At 54.1% G+C, this 19,167-nt stretch carries 21 protein-coding genes; 19 read left to right on the top strand and 2 right to left on the bottom strand.

The window, feature by feature from the left end:
* Positions 1–392: 392 nt before the first annotated feature.
* Positions 393–1,157 carry an SAM-dependent methyltransferase gene (locus BM029_RS07380; protein WP_092434171.1) on the bottom strand — a complete coding sequence of 255 codons (765 nt, stop codon included), beginning with the start codon at positions 1,155–1,157 and terminating at the stop codon, positions 393–395.
* Between the two features lie 6 nt (positions 1,158–1,163).
* Positions 1,164–1,811 carry a Maf-like protein gene (locus tag BM029_RS07375; protein WP_092434168.1) on the bottom strand — a complete coding sequence of 216 codons (648 nt, stop codon included), beginning with the start codon at positions 1,809–1,811 and terminating at the stop codon, positions 1,164–1,166.
* A 125-nt stretch (positions 1,812–1,936) separates the two neighbouring features.
* Here BM029_RS07375 and BM029_RS07370 point away from each other — a divergent pair, with 125 nt between their 5' ends.
* From BM029_RS07370 to era, 19 genes are all read left to right on the top strand, one after another.
* On the top strand, positions 1,937–2,431 hold the full coding sequence (locus BM029_RS07370) for a YceD family protein (RefSeq protein ID WP_170851015.1): 495 nt from the start codon (positions 1,937–1,939) through the stop codon (positions 2,429–2,431).
* A 209-nt stretch (positions 2,432–2,640) separates the two neighbouring features.
* Positions 2,641–2,823 (top strand): 50S ribosomal protein L32, encoded by a 183-nt coding sequence (gene rpmF, locus BM029_RS07365; protein WP_014006864.1) that lies wholly within the window; start codon positions 2,641–2,643, stop codon positions 2,821–2,823.
* A gap of 161 nt (positions 2,824–2,984) precedes the next feature.
* Positions 2,985–4,100 carry a phosphate acyltransferase PlsX gene (gene plsX, locus BM029_RS07360; RefSeq protein WP_092434165.1) on the top strand — a complete coding sequence of 372 codons (1,116 nt, stop codon included), beginning with the start codon at positions 2,985–2,987 and terminating at the stop codon, positions 4,098–4,100.
* Positions 4,097–5,083, top strand: a complete 987-nt coding sequence (locus BM029_RS07355) for a beta-ketoacyl-ACP synthase III (RefSeq protein ID WP_092434162.1) — start codon at positions 4,097–4,099, stop codon at positions 5,081–5,083. Before plsX ends, BM029_RS07355 begins: the two co-directional genes overlap by 4 nt.
* Before the next feature lie 132 nt (positions 5,084–5,215).
* Complete coding sequence (gene fabD / locus BM029_RS07350) at positions 5,216–6,148, top strand: ACP S-malonyltransferase (RefSeq protein ID WP_092434159.1); 933 nt, start codon at positions 5,216–5,218, stop codon at positions 6,146–6,148.
* 2 nt (positions 6,149–6,150) lie between these two features.
* Positions 6,151–6,924 (top strand): 3-oxoacyl-ACP reductase FabG, encoded by a 774-nt coding sequence (fabG, locus tag BM029_RS07345; protein WP_092434275.1) that lies wholly within the window; start codon positions 6,151–6,153, stop codon positions 6,922–6,924.
* Between the two features lie 178 nt (positions 6,925–7,102).
* Positions 7,103–7,345: an acyl carrier protein gene (gene acpP / locus BM029_RS07340; RefSeq protein WP_038487422.1), complete on the top strand. Its 243-nt coding sequence runs from the start codon at positions 7,103–7,105 to the stop codon at positions 7,343–7,345.
* Between the two features lie 30 nt (positions 7,346–7,375).
* Positions 7,376–8,617, top strand: coding sequence for a beta-ketoacyl-ACP synthase II (gene fabF / locus BM029_RS07335; RefSeq protein ID WP_092434157.1), 1,242 nt, complete (start codon positions 7,376–7,378; stop codon positions 8,615–8,617).
* 64 nt (positions 8,618–8,681) lie between these two features.
* On the top strand, positions 8,682–9,185 hold the full coding sequence (locus BM029_RS07330) for a protein YgfX (RefSeq protein ID WP_092434151.1): 504 nt from the start codon (positions 8,682–8,684) through the stop codon (positions 9,183–9,185).
* Positions 9,186–9,266: 81 nt separating this feature from the next.
* Positions 9,267–9,869 carry an RNA polymerase sigma factor RpoE gene (gene rpoE, locus BM029_RS07325; RefSeq protein ID WP_014006857.1) on the top strand — a complete coding sequence of 201 codons (603 nt, stop codon included), beginning with the start codon at positions 9,267–9,269 and terminating at the stop codon, positions 9,867–9,869.
* A gap of 67 nt (positions 9,870–9,936) precedes the next feature.
* A complete protein-coding gene (locus tag BM029_RS07320) occupies positions 9,937–10,569 on the top strand; it encodes a sigma-E factor negative regulatory protein (protein ID WP_092434148.1) in 633 nt (210 codons plus the stop codon).
* The gene (locus tag BM029_RS07315; RefSeq protein WP_244544948.1) at positions 10,556–11,599 is read left to right on the top strand and encodes a MucB/RseB C-terminal domain-containing protein; all 1,044 of its coding nucleotides are present in this window, start codon (positions 10,556–10,558) and stop codon (positions 11,597–11,599) included. Before BM029_RS07320 ends, BM029_RS07315 begins: the two co-directional genes overlap by 14 nt.
* 16 nt (positions 11,600–11,615) lie before the next feature.
* Positions 11,616–13,127, top strand: coding sequence for a DegQ family serine endoprotease (locus BM029_RS07310; protein ID WP_092434272.1), 1,512 nt, complete (start codon positions 11,616–11,618; stop codon positions 13,125–13,127).
* A 108-nt stretch (positions 13,128–13,235) separates the two neighbouring features.
* Complete coding sequence (locus tag BM029_RS07305; RefSeq protein WP_092434142.1) at positions 13,236–13,514, top strand: glutaredoxin family protein; 279 nt, start codon at positions 13,236–13,238, stop codon at positions 13,512–13,514.
* Positions 13,515–14,002: 488 nt separating this feature from the next.
* Positions 14,003–15,796 (top strand): translation elongation factor 4, encoded by a 1,794-nt coding sequence (gene lepA / locus BM029_RS07300; RefSeq protein WP_092416331.1) that lies wholly within the window; start codon positions 14,003–14,005, stop codon positions 15,794–15,796.
* Positions 15,793–16,710: a signal peptidase I gene (lepB, locus tag BM029_RS07295; RefSeq protein WP_092434138.1), complete on the top strand. Its 918-nt coding sequence runs from the start codon at positions 15,793–15,795 to the stop codon at positions 16,708–16,710. Before lepA ends, lepB begins: the two co-directional genes overlap by 4 nt.
* 18 nt (positions 16,711–16,728) lie before the next feature.
* On the top strand, positions 16,729–17,097 hold the full coding sequence (locus tag BM029_RS07290) for a DUF4845 domain-containing protein (protein ID WP_092416333.1): 369 nt from the start codon (positions 16,729–16,731) through the stop codon (positions 17,095–17,097).
* A gap of 95 nt (positions 17,098–17,192) precedes the next feature.
* On the top strand, positions 17,193–18,248 hold the full coding sequence (rnc, locus tag BM029_RS07285) for a ribonuclease III (RefSeq protein WP_092434135.1): 1,056 nt from the start codon (positions 17,193–17,195) through the stop codon (positions 18,246–18,248).
* Positions 18,245–19,165, top strand: coding sequence for a GTPase Era (gene era / locus BM029_RS07280; RefSeq protein ID WP_092434133.1), 921 nt, complete (start codon positions 18,245–18,247; stop codon positions 19,163–19,165). Before rnc ends, era begins: the two co-directional genes overlap by 4 nt.
* Positions 19,166–19,167: the final 2 nt, after the last annotated feature.

The following is a 19,167-nucleotide window of genomic DNA, read 5'->3' as shown; positions in this document are numbered from 1 at the left end:
AATATCAAAGTGGAAACCGATTCGATATCGATTCGAAATCGGCATATCGTAATACCTTAATTCGCCTTGTATCTTCGCGATCCTGTTGTATATTGAAGTGACTCGAGGAATAGCGAACGGAGGAGGCGATTATAGATATAGTTGAATCGTTGACCACTCAGTTGCAATTGTTTCGGTAGCAAAAAATCACGCCATTGCAATACAACCCCTTGCTTTGACGTAGTGCATTTGCTGCTGGACAAACCACCGCATCACGAATGCGGCACCGAGAAGTTTTCGACTTCTCAACATAATGTCTTTCGAGACAGGCAAGTACGGCGACGGCGCAACACCGTCGTCGTTTTGCATTTTGCGCACGGAAATCATTGTGTGCGAAATTATAGGGCTAGAAACTATTGAGCCAGAAACAGGAACACGGTTGGCTTCTTGTGAAAGTCCGGATGTTTGCCGGCCGCAAGTGCCGCCTTCCATTTGGCTGCGGTCTGGGTCCTGATGGTTTCAGAGGCCAGGGTCAAATCGGTGGCCACGCAAATCAGCGTGCTGGCCTGGCAGGCGTTAGCCAGTGCTTCCAGAAATGCGCTATTGCGATATGGCGTTTCAATGAACAATTGCGTCTGCTGTTCCTGGCGCGAGCGTAACTCCAAAGCCTTGATGCGTTTACTGCGTTGTTCGGCGTCGGTGGGCAGATAGCCGTTGAAGGCGAAGCTCTGGCCGTTAAGGCCGCTACTCATAACGGCAAGCAGCAGCGACGACGGGCCAACCAATGGCCGCACCTGAATCCCGTGCGTATGGGCCAGCCGTACCAGATTGGCGCCGGGGTCGGCGACTGCCGGCACGCCCGCTTCCGAGATCAGACCGGCGTCCTGGCCGGCCAGGATCGGCGCCAGCAATGCCGGCAATGCGGCGCTGGCAGTGTTGACGTTGAGCTCGGCGATTTGAATTTCTTGCAATGGCTTGGCCAGCGATTGGGCGGCATCGATCAATTTCAAGAAGGCGCGTGTCGTCTTTGCATTTTCTGCGATGAAATAATCCAGCCGGGCGGTGAGTGCCTGTACTTCAAGCGGGATGATAGCCGCTAATGCAGTAGCCGGAGGTCGTGTCGGCCCGGCTTCGCTCTGGCCTAGGGTGTTGGGGATTAAATACAGAATACCTGGCATGTCGGTCTATCTTATGAAAAATGGGAAGGCGGCGCGGCGCAGCATACCGGTCAGTGCGATTAATGGCAAACCGGTCAGGGCAGTCGGATCGGTGCTTTCGATTTTTTCCAGGATGGTGATGCCCAGTCCTTCATTTTTTGCACTGCCGGCGCAATCGTAAGGTTGTTCAATGCGCAAGTAGGCATCCAGTTCGGCATCGGGCAAGTCGCGGAAGGTGACGAAGGTCTGGATATTTTCTATCTGGGCCGCTTGTTCGGCCTGGCACTGTCGGCTATCCCACAAGCACAGGGCCGTGTGGAATATGACGCGGCGGCCGCGCATCTTCCGCAGTTGTGCCAAGGCATTTTCGTGGTTGCCGGGTTTGCCGATCTGCTCGCCACCCAGCGTAGCAACCTGATCCGAGCCGATTACCAGTGCATTTGGCGCGGCCAGCGCCACTGTGCGGGCTTTTTCCAGTGCCAGCCGCAAGGCGGTGGCTTCCGGACTTTCGCCGGGGTGTGGCGTTTCGTCGATATCCGGCACCACCACCTCAAATGGGATCTGTAGCCGGGAAAGCAATTCTTTGCGATATTTTGAGCTGGAGCCGAGGATCAGGCGCGGCAGGGATGGGGTTGCGGGTGCTGCGGAGGAGGTCGTTTGTTGTAAAGAAGCCATGGTTTTCGTTAATTGAACGATTGCCCAACAATAAAATGCCGGGAAAGTGCGGAAATCACGCTAACACTTTGACGAATAAGGGAAAAGGCTGTTATTATCGCAGGTTTTCCGGGTTCGGCTTGACTATGAGTGCTTTTGTAATCGACGCGTTTGAGTATTCGCGCCATAAAGAGCGCCGTGAAGGCGAAATCGCCGTGGCTGACTTGAGTCGCCTGGCCGATGAATCGGCAGACCGCTCCGGCTCTCTGCATTGGGTTCTGGTTGGCGGTGTCGATAACTTGGGGCATCCCCAGTTGACGATGTCGGTAACAGGCTCGATCAATATCATGTGCCAGCGCTGCCTGACGCCGTTTGCCTTCGATATCGATGCGGAATCCGTGTTGGTGTTGGCAAAAGATGAAGAAAGTGCAGATGCAATCGATGCGCTTCTTGATAATGACGAAATCGATGTCATCGTCGGCACTAAATCACTGAATATCGTTGAGTTGATTGAGGACGAGGCTTTGCTGGCCTTGCCGCTGTCGCCCAAACATCCGGTTTGCCCGGACCAGTCTGCACTGGATGGGCTGAAAAGCAGCAAAAAAGAATCGCCATTCGCGATGCTAAAGAATTTGAAGTAGCAGTAATTGCAAGTGATGTTGCAAGTGATGTAATAAGGAATTGCGGTAAATTTGTTGCGCTGATTTTCACATGAATGTGATTCCGTGTGACTAAGGTGTGGCAATAGGTAGTAAAATCCGCGCACAAACGCGGCAGGAATATCCAGCCTTTCCCTGTTCTGAGGGTTGGATATGTTAAACTTTAAGATCTTAAGAAAGCAGGAGTTATCATGGCAGTTCAACAAAATAAGAAGACCCCATCGAAGCGCGGCATGCACCGTGCCCACGATTTTCTGGTTGCACCTCCGCTGGCTATCGAGCCAACGACCGGTGAAACACATCTGCGTCACCATATCAGCCCGAACGGCTTTTACCGTGGCCGTAAAGTGTTGAAGACCAAGAACGACGAGTAATTAATACTTGTTCTTGCGATGCAGGGTGAAGGCGGCGCGATGAGTTTTACTCAGCAGCGCCGTTTTTGTATGCGGAATAAACTGAATATATCCTTGCGTCATTTTGAATCGCGCCCAATCTGCCTCATAATACGGCTTAGAGTAGGCACTGAATCAAAACAATGACAATCAAAATTTCTATCGACTGTATGGGTGGTGATCACGGCCCATCGGTTACCGTTCCTGCTGCTATTTCATTTGCCAATCGCGAGCCTGAGGCCGAGTTGGTATTGGTTGGTCTCGAAGACGAAATTCGGGCGCAACTGAAAAAGCACAAGGCGGCTTCCCATCCGCGTTTATCGGTGCAGCATGCATCCGAAGTGGTGACGATGGATGACTCCATCGAAACTGCGTTACGCCGTAAAAAAGATTCCTCAATGCGTGTCGCCCTGCGTCTGATCAAAGACCAGCAGGTGCAGGCTTGTGTCTCGGCGGGTAATACCGGCGCCTTGATGGCTGTTTCCCGTTATTTGCTCAAGACTTTGCACGGCGTCGACCGTCCTGCCATTTGTACTCTTCTTCCCAATCAAAAAGATCGTCCGACGTACATGCTTGACCTGGGTGCGAACGTTGACTGCGAAGCCCTGCATCTGCATCAGTTTGCGTTGATGGGATCAGCCCTGGTGTCGGCCATGGAAGGCAAGCCGCGGCCGACGATCGGTTTGCTCAATGTCGGCGAAGAAGATATCAAGGGTAACGAAGTGGTCAAGCAGACCGCGGCGTTGCTGCGCGCGGATCACGAAAAAGGTATCCTGAATTTCTACGGCAATGTCGAAGGCAATGACATTTTCGAAGGCACTACCGACATCGTCGTCTGCGACGGTTTTGTCGGCAACGTCACGCTCAAGGCTTCCGAAGGCCTGGGGCGTTTCGTCAAGGCGGTATTGACGACGGAATTCAAGAGCGGCATTTTGAACATGCTGGGCGCAGTCATCGCCCGCGGCGCCATCAAAGCGATCTCGCGCCGCCTGAATCCGTCGCGTTATAACGGCGCCAGCCTGCTTGGCTTGCGCGGACTGGTTTTCAAGAGCCACGGCAGTGCTGACGCATATGGTTACGAATGGGCCATACAGCGCGCATTCGATGCAGCCAAATATGATGTATTGTCTCGTATTGCGACTACGATTGCGGAGCTGATGCCGCAAGCCGATATCGCCTCCAAGCCGGCGGATGCCGGTGCGGGTGGCGCGTCCGGTGAAATCGTTAATACTGAATTAACCCAACAAAAGACAGCATGACTACATTTAGCAAAATTGTCGGCACCGGCAGCTATTTGCCGCCGAAGCGGGTAACCAACGAAGAGCTCACCGAGCAGCTCGCCGCGAAGGGGATCGAGACATCCCATGAATGGATTTTTTCCCGTAGCGGCATCGCAGCGCGCCACTATGCTGACGCGGATGTGCAATCCAGCGATCTGGCCGTGGCCGCAGCCCGCCAGGCGTTGGATATGGCCCGCATGCAACCCGAAGATATCGATCTGGTCATCGTCGCCACATCAACCCCGGACCATTTCGGCGGTTTTCCGAGTACTGCCTGCGTGGTGCAGCAGAAGCTCGGCATCACCAACGGCGGCGCAGCCTTTGACGTGCAGGCGGTGTGCAGCGGGTTTGTGTACGCTGTATCGATCGCGGATAGCTTTATCAAGACCGGCGCCCACAAGAACGTATTGGTGATCGGCACCGAGGTTTTTTCGAAGATCCTGAATTTTGAAGATCGCACCACCTGCGTCTTGTTTGGCGATGGCGCCGGCGCAGTGGTCATGACCGCCTCCTCCGAACCAGGCATCCTTGCCACCAAGCTGCACGCCGACGGCCGTCATAAAGACATACTGTGCGTGCCCGGCAAAGTGAATGCAGGTGCGGTTGAGGGTAGCGCCTTCTTGTATATGGATGGCCAGGCCGTCTTCAAGCTGGCGGTATCGGTATTGGAGAAAGTCGCCAATGAGACGCTGCAAATCGCGGGCATGTCGGCTTCCGAGATCGACTGGCTGATTCCCCATCAAGCCAACATCCGCATCATGCAAAGCACGGCACGCAAACTGGGGCTGAATACCGAACGTATGGTGGTGACAGTCGACCAGCATGGCAATACTTCGGCAGCATCGATTCCGCTGGCGCTGGACCAGGCGGTACGCGATGGCCGCGTCAAGCCTGGCCATAACGTCATGATGGAAGGTGTCGGCGGCGGCTTTACCTGGGGCGCTATCTTGGCGCGCATGTAAAACCATAGGCGACACATAAGCAACGACATAAGCAGCACATAGGTGCTTTAACGTCTATCCGGCAGGTTGCTGCCAGACCGCGGCTATATGCCAGCGTGTATTTAACAAATTTAATACCCAATTAGGTAAGGCATGAATAAATTCGCATTTGTTTTCCCGGGCCAGGGTTCGCAGGCTATTGGCATGTTGAACGGTTTTGCCGATAACCCGGTGGTAAAAGACACGGTTGCAGAAGCTTCCGAAGCGCTGCAGTTCGATCTCGGCAAACTGATTGCCGAGGGGCCGAAAGAAGAACTGGATCTGACCACCAATACCCAGCCGGTCATGTTGACCGCTGCAGTTGCTTGTTACCGCGCGTGGCTGGCGGCTGGTGGTAAAGCGCCGTCGCTGGTGGCTGGTCACAGCCTGGGTGAGTATTCGGCTCTGGTAGCCGCCGGCGTGATTGCGTTCAAGGATGCCGTGCCGTTAGTGCGTTTCCGTGCGCAAGCCATGCAGCAAGCTGTGCCGGTCGGGCAGGGCGGCATGGCCGTCATCCTCGGTTTGTCGGATGAAGACGTGCGCGCAGTCTGCCTGGCAGCTGCGCAAGGCGAAGTCGTCGAAGCGGTGAATTTCAACGCGCCGGCACAGGTGGTGATCGCAGGTCATAAAGCAGCGATTGAGCGCGCTTGTGTGGCAGCGAAAGAAAAAGGTGCAAAACGTGCCTTGCCATTGCCGGTATCGGCCCCATTTCATTCCTCGTTGTTAAAGCCTGCATCCGATCGTTTGCGTGAATACATGCAAGACCTGAGTTTCGCAGCCCCGCAGATCGCGTTGATCAATAATGTCGATGTGGCCATCGTCAGCGACCCGGAAGCCATCAAGAATGCGCTGGTGCGGCAAGCGGCCAGCCCGGTGCGTTGGGTGGAAACAGTGCAAAAAATTGCAGCCGAAGGTGTGACGCATGTGGTTGAATGCGGTCCGGGCAAGGTTCTTGCTGGTTTAACCAAGCGCATTAACGATACCTTGATCAGCGATATGATTGTCGATCAGGCATCGCTGGATAAAATGTTGGAGACTTTGAAGTGACTATACAAAATACAGAAAATTCAGACTCGCAGAATTTAGCCGGGCAGGTGGCTTTGGTCACCGGCGCCTCGCGCGGAATCGGCCGGGCTATCGCATTGCAATTGCTCCGGCGCGGCGCCAAGGTAATTGGCACCGCAACCTCCGAAGCGGGCGCAGCGGCGATCACAGAGTATATGGAAGCCAGTCAGCCGGGCCAGGGCCGCGGTATTGTGTTGAATGTGAATGACGCTGCCGGTTGTGCGGCGGCCGTCGAGTTGACGCAGAAGGAATTCGGCGGCCTGTCGATTCTTGTCAATAATGCCGGCATTACCCAGGATCAACTGGCAATGCGCATGAAGGACGAGGAATGGGACGCCGTCATCGCCACCAACCTGACCGCTGTAGCGCGTTTGTCGCGCGCGGTCCTGCGTGGCATGATGAAAGCCAAGCACGGCCGTATCATCAATATCACCTCGGTAGTCGGTTCGGCTGGTAATCCGGGGCAAATGAACTATGCTGCGGCCAAGGCCGGCGTATCCGGCATGAGCCGGGCGCTGGCGCGCGAGATCGGCAGCCGCAACATTACGGTCAATTGCGTTGCACCGGGTTTTATCGATACCGATATGACCAAGGATCTGGGTGAGCAGCAGCACGCTGCATTGCTGCAACAGATTCCGCTGGGGCGGCTGGGTGCTGCAGATGATGTGGCGGCGGCTGTGGTTTTCCTGGCATCGCCACAAGCCAGCTATATCACGGGCACCACTTTGCACGTGAATGGCGGCATGTACATGAGCTGAAACGGGCTTGCAGTTTCGGGCTTAAATCAGAGTTAAATGTAAGTAGTACCATTTAGTACCAATTTAGAAGCTTTTGACATAGTTTTGGTAAATGTTAAAGACTAATGTCGAAAGTAAATTTTCAATGCGCAAACCTGCTAAAATGCGCGCACTTTCTGTAACCTAATGGAGGCATCACATGTCCGATATCGAACAACGCGTTAAAAAAATCGTCGCTGAGCAACTGGGCGTCGCAGAAGCTGACATCAAGATCGAATCGTCATTTGTTAACGATCTGGGTGCTGACTCACTCGACACAGTTGAACTGGTGATGGCACTGGAAGATGAGTTCGAAATGGAAATCCCTGACGAACAAGCTGAAAAAATTACTACAGTGCAACAAGCTATTGATTACGCTAAGGCCCACGTTAAGGCTGCCTAAGCAAGCTTTGAATGTATCCAGGAGAACCGCTTGAGCCGCACACGTGAACGCCGCGTTGTGATAACTGGCCTGGGTTGCATTTCACCGGTCGGCAATACGATTGCCGATGCGTGGAGTGCGATTATCTCAGGCAAATCAGGGATCGCAGCCATCACCAAGTTTGACGCCACCGCTTTTTCCACGCGTTTTGCGGGAGAAGTGAAGGGCTTCAATATCGAAGATTACATTCCTGCCAAAGAAGCACGGCATATGGATACTTTTATCCACTATGGCATGGCGGCAGGGATGCAGGCGATGCAAGACAGTGGCCTGGAAGTAACTGAAACTAATGCTGAGCGGATAGGCGTCATCATCGGCTCCGGCATTGGTGGTTTGCCTTTGATCGAAGAAACGCATGCCGAACTGACCGCTCGCGGTCCGCGCCGGATCAGCCCGTTCTTCATCCCGGCTTCGATCATCAACATGATTTCAGGCAATCTGTCGATCAAATACGGTCTAAAAGGACCGAATCTGGCGATCGTGACTGCCTGTACTACGGGCTTGCATTGTATCGGTGCTGCCGGACGCATGATTCAGTACGGCGACGCCGATGTGATGATTGCCGGCGGTGCGGAGTCAAGCGTGTCGCCGTTGGGCGTCGGCGGTTTTGCGTCAGCGCGTGCATTGTCGTCGCGTAATGACGATCCCGCCACGGCTTCGCGTCCATGGGACAAGGACCGCGACGGTTTCGTATTAGGTGAGGGCGCCGGCGTGCTGGTGCTCGAAGAATACGAACATGCCAAGGCGCGCGGCGCCAAGATTTATGCGGAACTGCTCGGCTTCGGCATGAGTGGCGATGCTTATCACATGACTGCTCCTAGCCTGGATGGCCCGCGTCGTTGCGTTGGCAATGCCTTGCGCGATGCCGGCGTCAACGCCGACCAGGTGCAATATCTGAATGCACATGGTACTTCGACACCATTGGGCGACAAGAATGAAACGGAAGCGATCAAGGCGGCTTTCGGCGATCATGCTTATAAGCTGGTGGTGAATTCGACCAAGTCGATGACCGGGCATCTGTTGGGTGGCGCCGGTGGACTGGAGTCGGTATTTACAGTGCTGGCTCTGCATAATCAAATCTCGCCGCCGACGACCAATATTTTCAATCAAGATCCTGAGTGTGATCTCGATTACTGCGCCAACACGGCACGGGACATGAAAATAGACATCGCAGTCAAAAATTCATTCGGCTTTGGCGGCACGAATGGCACCCTGGTTTTTGGCAAAATTTAAAATTTTGCAACAGGCTTCGAACCGGTCTCTGTCGAGACCGGTTCGAATTTCGCTTTAACCTCTCATGATGTCGATCGCCCTGTCTGCCGTAATCCGGCCATCCAAGGTGATGTTTGCGCTGGTGGGCTTGCAGTGTCTGCTGGCCGGCTCGGCAGGCATCCTGATTGCCGTTGGTGCTGTAGGCGATTTACCGTTATCCGAGCGCCTTGCTCTGGCCGCGCTGTGTTTGTCGGCGGCTATTTACGGCATAACGCGCTACACTCGTAGCAGGCAAGCAGTTCAAATCAATATTTCCGGAAACGGCCATATCAGACTTGTCGATGTGGCAACGGCCAAGGCCGCACCCGCCGCGAAACAAATACCAATACCAGTGAAGTTGCTTGAAGGCACCACTCTCTGGTCACATTTACTGCTGCTGCGCCTTCGATTGGATAGCGGCTCGGTCCGAACAATCGCTATACTGCCTGATAGTGTTTCTAATGATGCTTTCAGAAGATTATCCGTGGCATGCCGCTGGATTGCGTCGCGTACGGATAAAACAGGGCTCGTTGGGTTGGATAATGAATAAGCATTTTCTTGAACTTTTGTCATTGCTTACTATCTACTCCGGCATCCTAATGCAGGTCGCAACAAAACAAGGGAATGGGGATTGACGACAGAACGCGAAATTGATCAACTGCTTGTCGAGCGCGTACAGCGTGGCGATAAGAAGGCGTTCGAGCTCTTGGTTATTAAATACCAACGCAAGCTGATGCGTCTTGTGTCGCGACTGGTACGCGATCAGGCAGAAGCTGAGGATGTTGTGCAGGAAGCCTTTATCAAGGCGTACCGGGCACTGCCTCAGTTTAGGGGCGACTCGGCCTTTTATACCTGGTTGTATCGGATTGGCATAAATACTGCTAAGAATTATTTGGTGACTCAGGGACGCAGGGCGCCCACCTCGACAGAAGCAAATTCTGAAGAAGCAGAAACTTTTGACGATGGCGAGCAACTAAGGGATATAAACACCCCGGAATCTTTGCTGGCCACCAAGCAGATAGCGCAAACCGTGAATACTGCGATGGAGGCTTTGCCGGCAGAGTTGCGTACGGCGATTACCTTACGTGAGATAGAGGGTTTGAGTTATGACGAGATTGCTGAGGCAATGGGATGTCCGATAGGAACGGTGCGCAGTCGGATATTCAGGGCACGGGAAGCTATCGCAGATAAGTTGAGGCCATTGCTGGATACGGCCATCGACAAACGTTGGTGAAAAAACGTTAAAAAAAAGATAGTGGTTTTTCGGGAACGAAGGGGTTGGCCTGGTTTTAAGGTGACATATGAATACCAAAGATATAACCCAAGAGCAGATTTCTGCCTTGGCTGACGGTGAGTTGTCTAATGCCTATGTGGATATGGCAATGGCTGCTTTGCGTCAAACTGAAGGTCGCGACACATGGGACGTCTATCACCAGATAGGCGACATCATGCGTTCGGATGATATGGCGTTGACCATGAGTCCGGATTTTTTCAGCCGCATGTCGGCGCGGTTAGACGCTGAGCCTGCAATTATTGCTGCGCCCCTGGCCGCCACTTTGCAGCCTGCCGAGCGTCTTGCTGTCGGTGGCGGCCAGTCTATGCGCTTTGGCATCACGGGCGGCGTCGGGCGTTCCATCAAGCGCTTTGCCTTGCCTGGCATGGCTGCTGCGGCTGTAGCGGCTGCGGCTTTCATTATCACGCCGCAAACGGCGGTGGTCGGCGGCCCGGCGTCCAATGGGGCGGCAACGTCGCAACTGGCCCTGGCTTCGGCATCTGCAGTCGGCGACGATCACGCCGTCACGCGTAACGGAGAAGTGTTACGGGATCCACGGATGGATGAATATCTGGTGGCGCATCAACGTTTCTCTCCCTCCCTCTATAGCGCTGCGCAATACGCACGGCCGGCCACATACGCACCTGATGCTAATAACTAACATGCGGCAGACGCGGGTCTTGCTAGGAGTTGTTCTGTCGCTGGTCATGGTGCTTTCCGCGCAAGCGGAAGGCACCGATGGCGCAAATGCGGCTGCAAATGCAGCCGACAAGCAGGAGGCGCAGACGCTGCTGAAAAAAATCCAGTCGGCGGCGCAAAGACTGAATTATTCCGGTACTTTCATCTATCAGCAGGCAAACCAGATACGCACGTCGCGTATTACGCATATGCTGGATGGCCGGAATGAAATAGAAAAATTGGAAATCCTCGATGGCCAGCCGCGCGAATATATCCGGCGTAACGAGGATGTCACCTGCTATATGCCGGAGGTCAAGACCAAGATAGTCGAGAGGCGCGTCACACAAGACGGCTTCCCTGCCATTTTGGCGGCACTGCCAGCGGACCTGACCGACTATTACAATGTGAAAATGGGTGAGACCGGGCGGGTTGCCGGTTTTGATTGCCAGGCCGTGCTGCTGGAACCCAGAGACAACATGCGTTATGGTTACAAGCTCTGGGCAGAAAAAAAATCCGGCTTGTTGTTGCGGGCGCAAACGCTGAATGGCAAGAATGAAATCATCGAGCAGATTTCATTTACCCAAATTGCGATCGGCAATATCGACCACAATCTATTGAAGCCGAGCTTTGGCAACACTAATTTCTGGCATACGGAAAACAGTGCAATCAATCCGTCCAACCTGAATGAGTGGACAGTTACCGGCATGCCTCCGGGTTTCAAGAAAGTACGCGAACTCAAGCGTATGGTGGCAGATGCGCCGGCTGCTAAGAGCGCTCCCGGTACGCCGGTAACGCGGCGCGAGGTTTCGCAGCTGATTTTTTCAGACGGGCTGGTGGCGATTTCCATATTTATCGAACCGGGCAGTCAAAGCCGTACCGAAGGATCCTTGCAGCAGGGAGCATTGAATATCGTGGGTAAGCGCCAGGGGGAATACTGGTTGACGATTGTTGGCGATGTACCGCCGGCGGCGATGCGGCAGGTAGCGAATTCGATTGAACTCAAAAACAAATAAAATTTATATGACTATGATGAAAACGGCTGGTCCGGTTCGTTACGTTTTGTCTGCAATGGTTGTCAGTGTCGCGGGTGTCGTTGGCGTCACCGCAGCTCTTTTTGTTCCTGTCATGGCTGGCGTCGGCCCCCAGGCGATCGCTGCACCGGTATCCGGATTGCCGGACTTTACCGATATCGTCGAAAAAACCGGTCCTGCAGTAGTCAATATCCGCACCACGGAAAAAGTCAAAGCCGGCTCCGGCCAGGGTGATTCGGACGATCCTAGCGACGCCGAAATGCAAGATTTCTTCCGTCGTTTTTTTGGTGTCCCGGTTCCCAATACGCCGCGCCCGCAGGCTCCGGCGCCACGCGGCCGTAAGGCTGAGCCCAAGCCGCAGGAAGAAGTGCCACGCGGCGTGGGTTCCGGTTTCGTGATTTCGGCCGATGGTTACGTCATGACCAATGCGCACGTGATCGACGGCGCCAGCGAAGTGTATGTAACGCTGACCGACAAGCGCGAATTCAAAGCCAAGGTGATCGGCGCGGATACCCGCAGCGACGTCGCCTTGTTGAAAATCGACGGCGCCAACTTGCCACGCTTGACGATCGGCGATTCCGACAAGATCAGGGCCGGCGAGTGGGTATTGGCGATCGGCTCGCCGTTCGGCCTGGAAAACACTGTGACCGCCGGCATCATTTCGGCGAAAGCGCGCGATACCGGCGACTACCTGCCTTTGATCCAGACCGACGTCGCCGTCAATCCCGGTAATTCCGGCGGCCCGTTGATCAATATGCGCGGCGAAGTGGTCGGTATAAATTCGCAAATCTATAGCCGCTCCGGCGGTTTCATGGGAATTTCGTTTGCGGTGCCGATTGATGAAGCCATGCGCGTGTCGGACCAGCTGAAAACAACGGGTAAAGTTACTCGCGGCCGGATTGGCGTGCAGATCGGCGAAGTGACCAAGGATGTGGCCGAGTCGCTGGGCTTGCCCAAGGCCGAAGGCGCGCTGGTCGCCAGGGTCGAGGCTGATGGTCCGGCCGCCAAGGCTGGCTTGCAGGCTGGCGACATCATCTTGAAATTCAACGGTGTGGCAATTGAGAAAGCTAACGACTTGCCGCGCCTAGTCGGCAATACCAAGCCGGGAGCGCGCGGTACGATCAGCGTCTGGCGTAAGGGCAGCAGCCGCGACTTCCCGATCGTGATTACGGAACTGGCGGCCGACAAAATCGCCTCGGATGACACTCCGAAGCCGAAGAAGGAGCCGCAGGTTGCCAATGCGCTTGGTCTGATCGTCAGTGATTTGACCGACGCCAAAAAGAAAGAGTTGGGCGTCGAAGGTGGCGTGCTGGTCGAGTCTGCCGAAGGTAGTGCGGGTCGGGTCGGTTTGCGTGCCGGTGACCTGGTGCAACGCTTGAACAATACCGATATCAAGGACGCCAAGCAGTTCAACGCCCTGGTTGCCAAGCTGGAGCCGAAGAAAATGGCTGTGCTGCTGGTGCGTCGCGGCGAGTCGTCGCAATTCGTACCGCTGCGCCCAGGTAACTGATCGGGCTGTTGATTGTTATCCGGAGCTGCAGGCCCTAACGGCCTGCAGCTTTTTGTTTTTGCCGGTCTTGGCTTGCCAGGCTTTGTCTTCAGAGGTTGCGGAGCATTCATGTCAGAAATTCACTTCACGCTGTATAGCCGATCTTACTGCCATCTTTGCGAAGACATGTTGCAGGCGTTGTTGGCTTTGCAAGCGCCTGATGAGAACAATGCGGGCTGGTTTGACGTAGAAGTGATCGATGTCGATGATCACCCCGATCTGGTGGCTAAGTACGACGAGCTGGTGCCGGTGCTTTCAGCAAGCAGGGATGGCGGGGCGCTGATGCAACTTTGTCATTATTTTCTTGATGTTGAATCGGTAAAGAAATTTTTAAGTGAAGGCGGCTGAGTTGCCCTAGTCCAGGTATCGGCATATAAAGGCAAAAATGGCATTTATACTTTCCAAGTTGCAATAAAAACTCATATACTCCCGCCAGGAAAGATTAAAAGAGGCTCTTATGGCCCATGCTTTAAGATGCTTTTAAGATACTTGTAGGAGTATGTAGATGAATCGCTTTCCTTGTTATACCGGAAGGCAATATCTTCAGCCCTTTGATTTGTCGGTTTTACCCTCTGAAATCCGGTAAAATGGCGGCACTGAATAACCTGTCATAAAAGGCGCTTGCCTGGGACACTAGTGCAGTGTTTCGCACCTGTCGGCACATAAAAGTTCGTCTTTTTGCCCCATACGTCGTTGCGCATCCTTGCGATAGTTCACTATCGCTCCGGCGCGCGCCTAGTCTGGAACAAAAATCCTTCACTTTTATTCGTGCCGCCAAATACGAAACACTACACTGAGCCCGGCTCAGAGCGCCTTTTTTGTAATCGCGTCTGTCAATGAACAACATCCGTAATTTCTCCATCATCGCCCACATCGACCACGGTAAATCTACCCTGGCGGACCGTATCATCCAATCTTGCGGCGGCTTGTCCGATCGTGAGATGGGGGCGCAGGTACTCGACTCAATGGATATTGAGCGCGAGCGCGGCATTACGATCAAGGCCCAGACCGCGGCGCTGTCCTACAAGGCGCTGGATGGCCAGATTTACAATCTGAACCTGATCGATACGCCTGGCCACGTCGACTTCAGCTACGAAGTCAGCCGCTCGCTGTCCGCCTGCGAAGGTGCGCTGCTGGTGGTCGATGCTTCGCAAGGGGTGGAAGCCCAGACCGTGGCCAACTGCTATACCGCGCTGGATCTCGGCGTGGAAGTCGTGCCGGTATTGAACAAGATCGACTTGCCTTCCGCCGATCCGGATAACGCGATTGCTGAAATCGAAGACGTGATCGGGATCGATGCCCACGATGCGGTGCATTGTTCAGCCAAGACCGGGCTAGGCGTGCGCGAAGTGCTGGAGTCGCTGATTGTCAAAGTGCCGCCGCCGAAGGGCGATCCGGACGCTCCTTTGCAAGCGCTGATTGTCGATTCATGGTTCGATAACTATGTCGGCGTCGTGATGCTGGTGCGTATCAAGAACGGTACTTTGCGTCCTAAGGACAAGATTTTGCTGATGGCCACCGGCTCTCAGCATCTGACCGAAAGCGTCGGCGTGTTCACGCCTAAATCGCAGTCGCGCGAATCGCTGTCCGCCGGCCAGGTGGGCTTCATCATCGCCGGCATCAAAGAATTGAAAGCAGCCAAGGTCGGCGATACGGTAACGCTGGCGTCGAAACCTGCCGCCGAAGCGTTGCCTGGCTTTAAAGAAGTGCAGCCGCAGGTGTTTGCCGGCTTGTTCCCGGTCGAAGCGAACCAGTACGATGCGCTGCGCGACTCGCTGGAAAAGCTCAAACTGAACGACGCTGCGCTGCAATACGAACCTGAGGTATCGCAAGCGCTGGGCTTCGGCTTCCGCTGCGGTTTCCTCGGTTTGCTGCACATGGAAATCGTCCAGGAACGGCTCGAGCGCGAGTTCGACATGGACCTGATCACCACCGCGCCTACCGTGATCTACGAAGTGGTGAAGCGCGATGGCACCATCATGCTGGTGGACAATCCATCGAAGATGCCCGATCCGTCCAATATCGAAGAAGTGCGCGAGCCGATCGTCACGGTCAATTTGTACATGCCGCAAGAGTATGTGGGCTCGGTGATCACACTGTGCACCCAGAAGCGCGGCATGCAGATCGACATGAGTTATCACGGCAAGCAAGTCAAGCTGACCTATGAAATCCCGATGGCCGAGGTGGTGCTCGATTTCTTCGATCGCCTGAAATCGACCTCGCGCGGTTATGCCTCGATGGACTACGAGTTCAAGGAATACCGCTCGGCCGACGTGGTCAAGGTCGACATGCTGATCAACAGTGAAAAAGTCGACGCGCTGGCAATCATCGTGCATCGCGCCAACAGTCAGTACCGCGGCCGCGCAGTCGCCGCCAAGATGCGCGAGCTGATTCCACGCCAGATGTTCGACGTCGCGATTCAGGCGGCGATCGGCGCCAATATCATTTCGCGTGAAAACGTCAAGGCGTTGCGCAAGAACGTGCTGGCAAAGTGCTACGGCGGCGATATCAGCCGTAAGCGCAAATTGCTGGAAAAGCAGAAGGCCGGTAAAAAACGGATGAAACAGGTGGGTTCAGTCGAGATCCCGCAAGAAGCATTCCTGGCAATCTTACAAGTGGATGAAAAATGACATTGCAATCAATTTTAGGAAATTTCGCATTAATTCTGTTTGTCTTGACCATTGTCACCGGCATCATCTGGTTTTTTGATCGCTTCTACCTGAGCAAACAACGGCGCGCCAAGGCCGATACCGCCCTGGCCGAGTTCGATGCCCGCAATGCCAAGCTGAATGCCGACGGCATCAAGCTCGAGGCCAGCGGCCGCGCGGCGCTGGAAGCAGGTCTGTTGCGTCAACCGACCTGGGTTGAGTATTCAGGCAGCTTTTTCCCGGTCATTGCAATGGTGTTCTTCTTGCGTTCGTTTTTGTATGAGCCGTTCAAGATTCCATCCAGTTCGATGGTGCCGACGCTGCTGGTGGGCGACCTGATCCTGGTTAACAAATTTACTTACGGTATTCGTCTGCCGATCCTGAATAAAAAAGTGATCGAGATGAATCAGCCGCAGCGCGGCGACGTGATGGTGTTCAAATACCCCAAGGATATGTCGCTGGATTACATCAAGCGCGTGGTTGGGGTGCCGGGTGATAAAATAACATACCAAAACAAACGTTTAACAATTAACGGTAAAGCTCTTACTTATACGCCGTTACCGGATTACCTGAATGAAGACAGCCTGGATTACTCCCAGCAATTCACGGAAAACCTGTCAAACGTGCAACATACGATCGCAGTGCGTAATGGCCGGCCGCCGATTTCGCTGGAAGGTGTGATGGATTTTCCTGACAAAGACGCCTGTTCCTATAATCCGGAAGGATTTACCTGTACCGTTCCTGCTGGCAATTATTTCATGATGGGGGATAATCGGGATAACAGCGAAGACAGTCGCTATTGGGGATTTGTACCGGATCAGAATATTGTCGGAAAAGCATTTTTGGTTTGGATGAACCTGGGTAATTTCAAGCGTATCGGCACTTTTTTTAAATAAACCATTGCGGAGTCAGGGATGACAAGAATTTCCGGATCTACACGGAAGCAGCAAGGCATTACTTTGTTCGGCTTGATCGTTGTTTTGGCGGTTCTCGGCTGTATCGGGGTGCTGGTGGCCAAGGTGACGCCGACTACGATCGAATATTTTTCTATCAAAAAAGCGATAGCCAGCGCCAGGACGGCCGGCACCACGGTACAGGAAATCCAGAACGCGTTTAACAAGCAAGCCGAGGTTGGTTATATCGATACGATTTCAGGCAAAGACCTGGAGATCACGAAGGATGGCGACAATGTCCAGATCAGTTTTTCGTATCAGAAAAAAATCCCGCTGGTCGGCCCTGTCAGCCTGTTGATCGATTATGCGGGCAGCACGGCAAAGTCTTGATCAGTATTGAATGAAGCGTTGAACGCAGCGTTGAAGCATGCGTTGAAAAATCAAAGCGGACGACAACCGTAAACGTCGAAGAGTCGAAGAAGAAAATGGACCTCATGTTATTGCAGAATCGGCTAGGCCACACTTTTAAGGATGCTACGTTATTGCAGCAGGCCTTGACGCATCGCAGCCATAGCACCTTGCATAACGAGCGGTTGGAGTTCCTTGGCGATTCGATTCTGAATTGCGTTGTCGCCTCATTGTTGTTCGACCGTTATACCAAGATAGACGAAGGCGATTTGTCGCGGGTGCGCGCCAATCTGGTCAAGCAGCAATCGTTGTATGAAATCGCCCAACGGCTGGAGTTGTCGCAATTCTTACGTTTGGGTGAGGGCGAATTGAAATCCGGTGGTTTCCGCCGGCCTTCGATTTTGGCCGATACGCTTGAAGCCCTGTTCGGCGCGATATTCCTGGACGCCGGTTTCGATGCGGCGCGTGATGTGATCCGCGCTTTGTATATCCCGATCCTGGATACCGTCGATCCCAAGACCCTGGGCAAAGATGCAAAAACCCTGCTGCAGGAATATCTGCAAGGGAAGAAAATCGCGTTGCCACAATACAATGTTGTGGCTACTCACGGTGCTGCGCACAATCAGGAATTTGAAATTGAATGCCTGGTGCCTAAACTGGATATACAAGTATTCGGCAATGGCGGCAGCCGCCGCGCCGGCGAGCAGGCAGCCGCCAAGCTGGCGCTGGAAGCGGTGCAAAAAGCATTTGTGAAAGCACCTGCGGCGCCACGTAAAGCCAAGCCGCGTACAGCACAATTGAAACTGAGCGGTATTGCGACGATTCAGCCGGATGCACCGGAAGCGCCACAGGAAGTCATAAGCAAACCTGCTGCGCCGGTCAAGGACAAAGGTCCGGCGGAAGTAACCACGGCCGTAACTGCGGCGAAGGCGCCGGCCAAGGCACAGGCGCCAGCCGTTAACGGTAGTGTCGGTAGTGTAGGTAGCGTAGGCAGTGCCGAAACAGCCGCGCCATCCAAAACAAGCAATGCGGCCAATGCCGCTACAGAAACCGTCGCCGCAGGTAGCGTGGCCACGGTAGCAACTCCTTCTAACGCAACACCCCATACTACGAGTAAATCGAAAACCGCATGACAGACTCTACACCCCAGGCATCGACTAATGCCGCAACTGATTTCCGTTGTGGCTACATAGCTATTGTCGGTCGCCCTAACGTAGGCAAGTCGACCCTGATGAACGAGCTGATCGGCGCCAAGGTCAGCATTACGTCGCGCAAGGCGCAGACCACCCGTCATCGGATTACCGGGATTCAAACCGTGGCCGACACGCAGTTTGTGTATGTCGATACGCCAGGCTTCCAGACGCGCCACTCGAATGCGCTGAATAAAACATTGAATCGCACCGTGACTACGACGCTGACCGCGGCCGACGTCATTTTGTACATCATCGAAGCCGGTACTTTTGGTCCGGCCGACCAGCAAGTGATGGCTTTGCTGCCGGCTAACGTGCCATGTATCCTGGTCATCAACAAGTCGGATCGCGTCAAGGACAAGGCCGTGTTGCTGCCATTCGCGCAAAAAATCGCCGCCATGCGCGATTTCGCCGCAGTGGTGCCGGTGTCGGCCAAACTGCGCTTCCAGCTGGATAATCTGCAAGGTGAAATCCGCAAGTATCTGCCGGCAAATCCGCCGATGTTCAGTGAAGACGATATTACCGATCGCAGCGAAAAATTTCTCGCGGCCGAGATCGTGCGTGAGAAAGTATTCCGTTTTGTCGGCGATGAATTGCCTTATACCAGCACCGTCCTGATCGAAAAATTCGAGCTTGAGGGTAATCTGCGGCGTGTGTTCGCGGCGATCCTGGTTGAGCGCGACACCCACAAATCGATGGTGATCGGGCAGAAGGGCGCCCGCCTCAAGGACATTTCAACGCAAGCGCGGCTGGATATGGAGCGCCTGTTCGGCGGCCCGGTGTACCTGGAGATCTGGGTCAAGGTTAAATCCGGCTGGGCCGATAACGAAGCCGGATTGCGCGCCTACGGCTACGAATAAGC

Origin of the sequence: Collimonas sp. OK607, assembly GCF_900111995.1 — a bacterium.
Lineage (GTDB): Bacteria > Pseudomonadota > Gammaproteobacteria > Burkholderiales > Burkholderiaceae_D > Collimonas.
The sequence above is the reverse complement of the archived record's forward strand: the minus strand, read 5'-3'. Positions and strand labels throughout refer to the sequence as shown.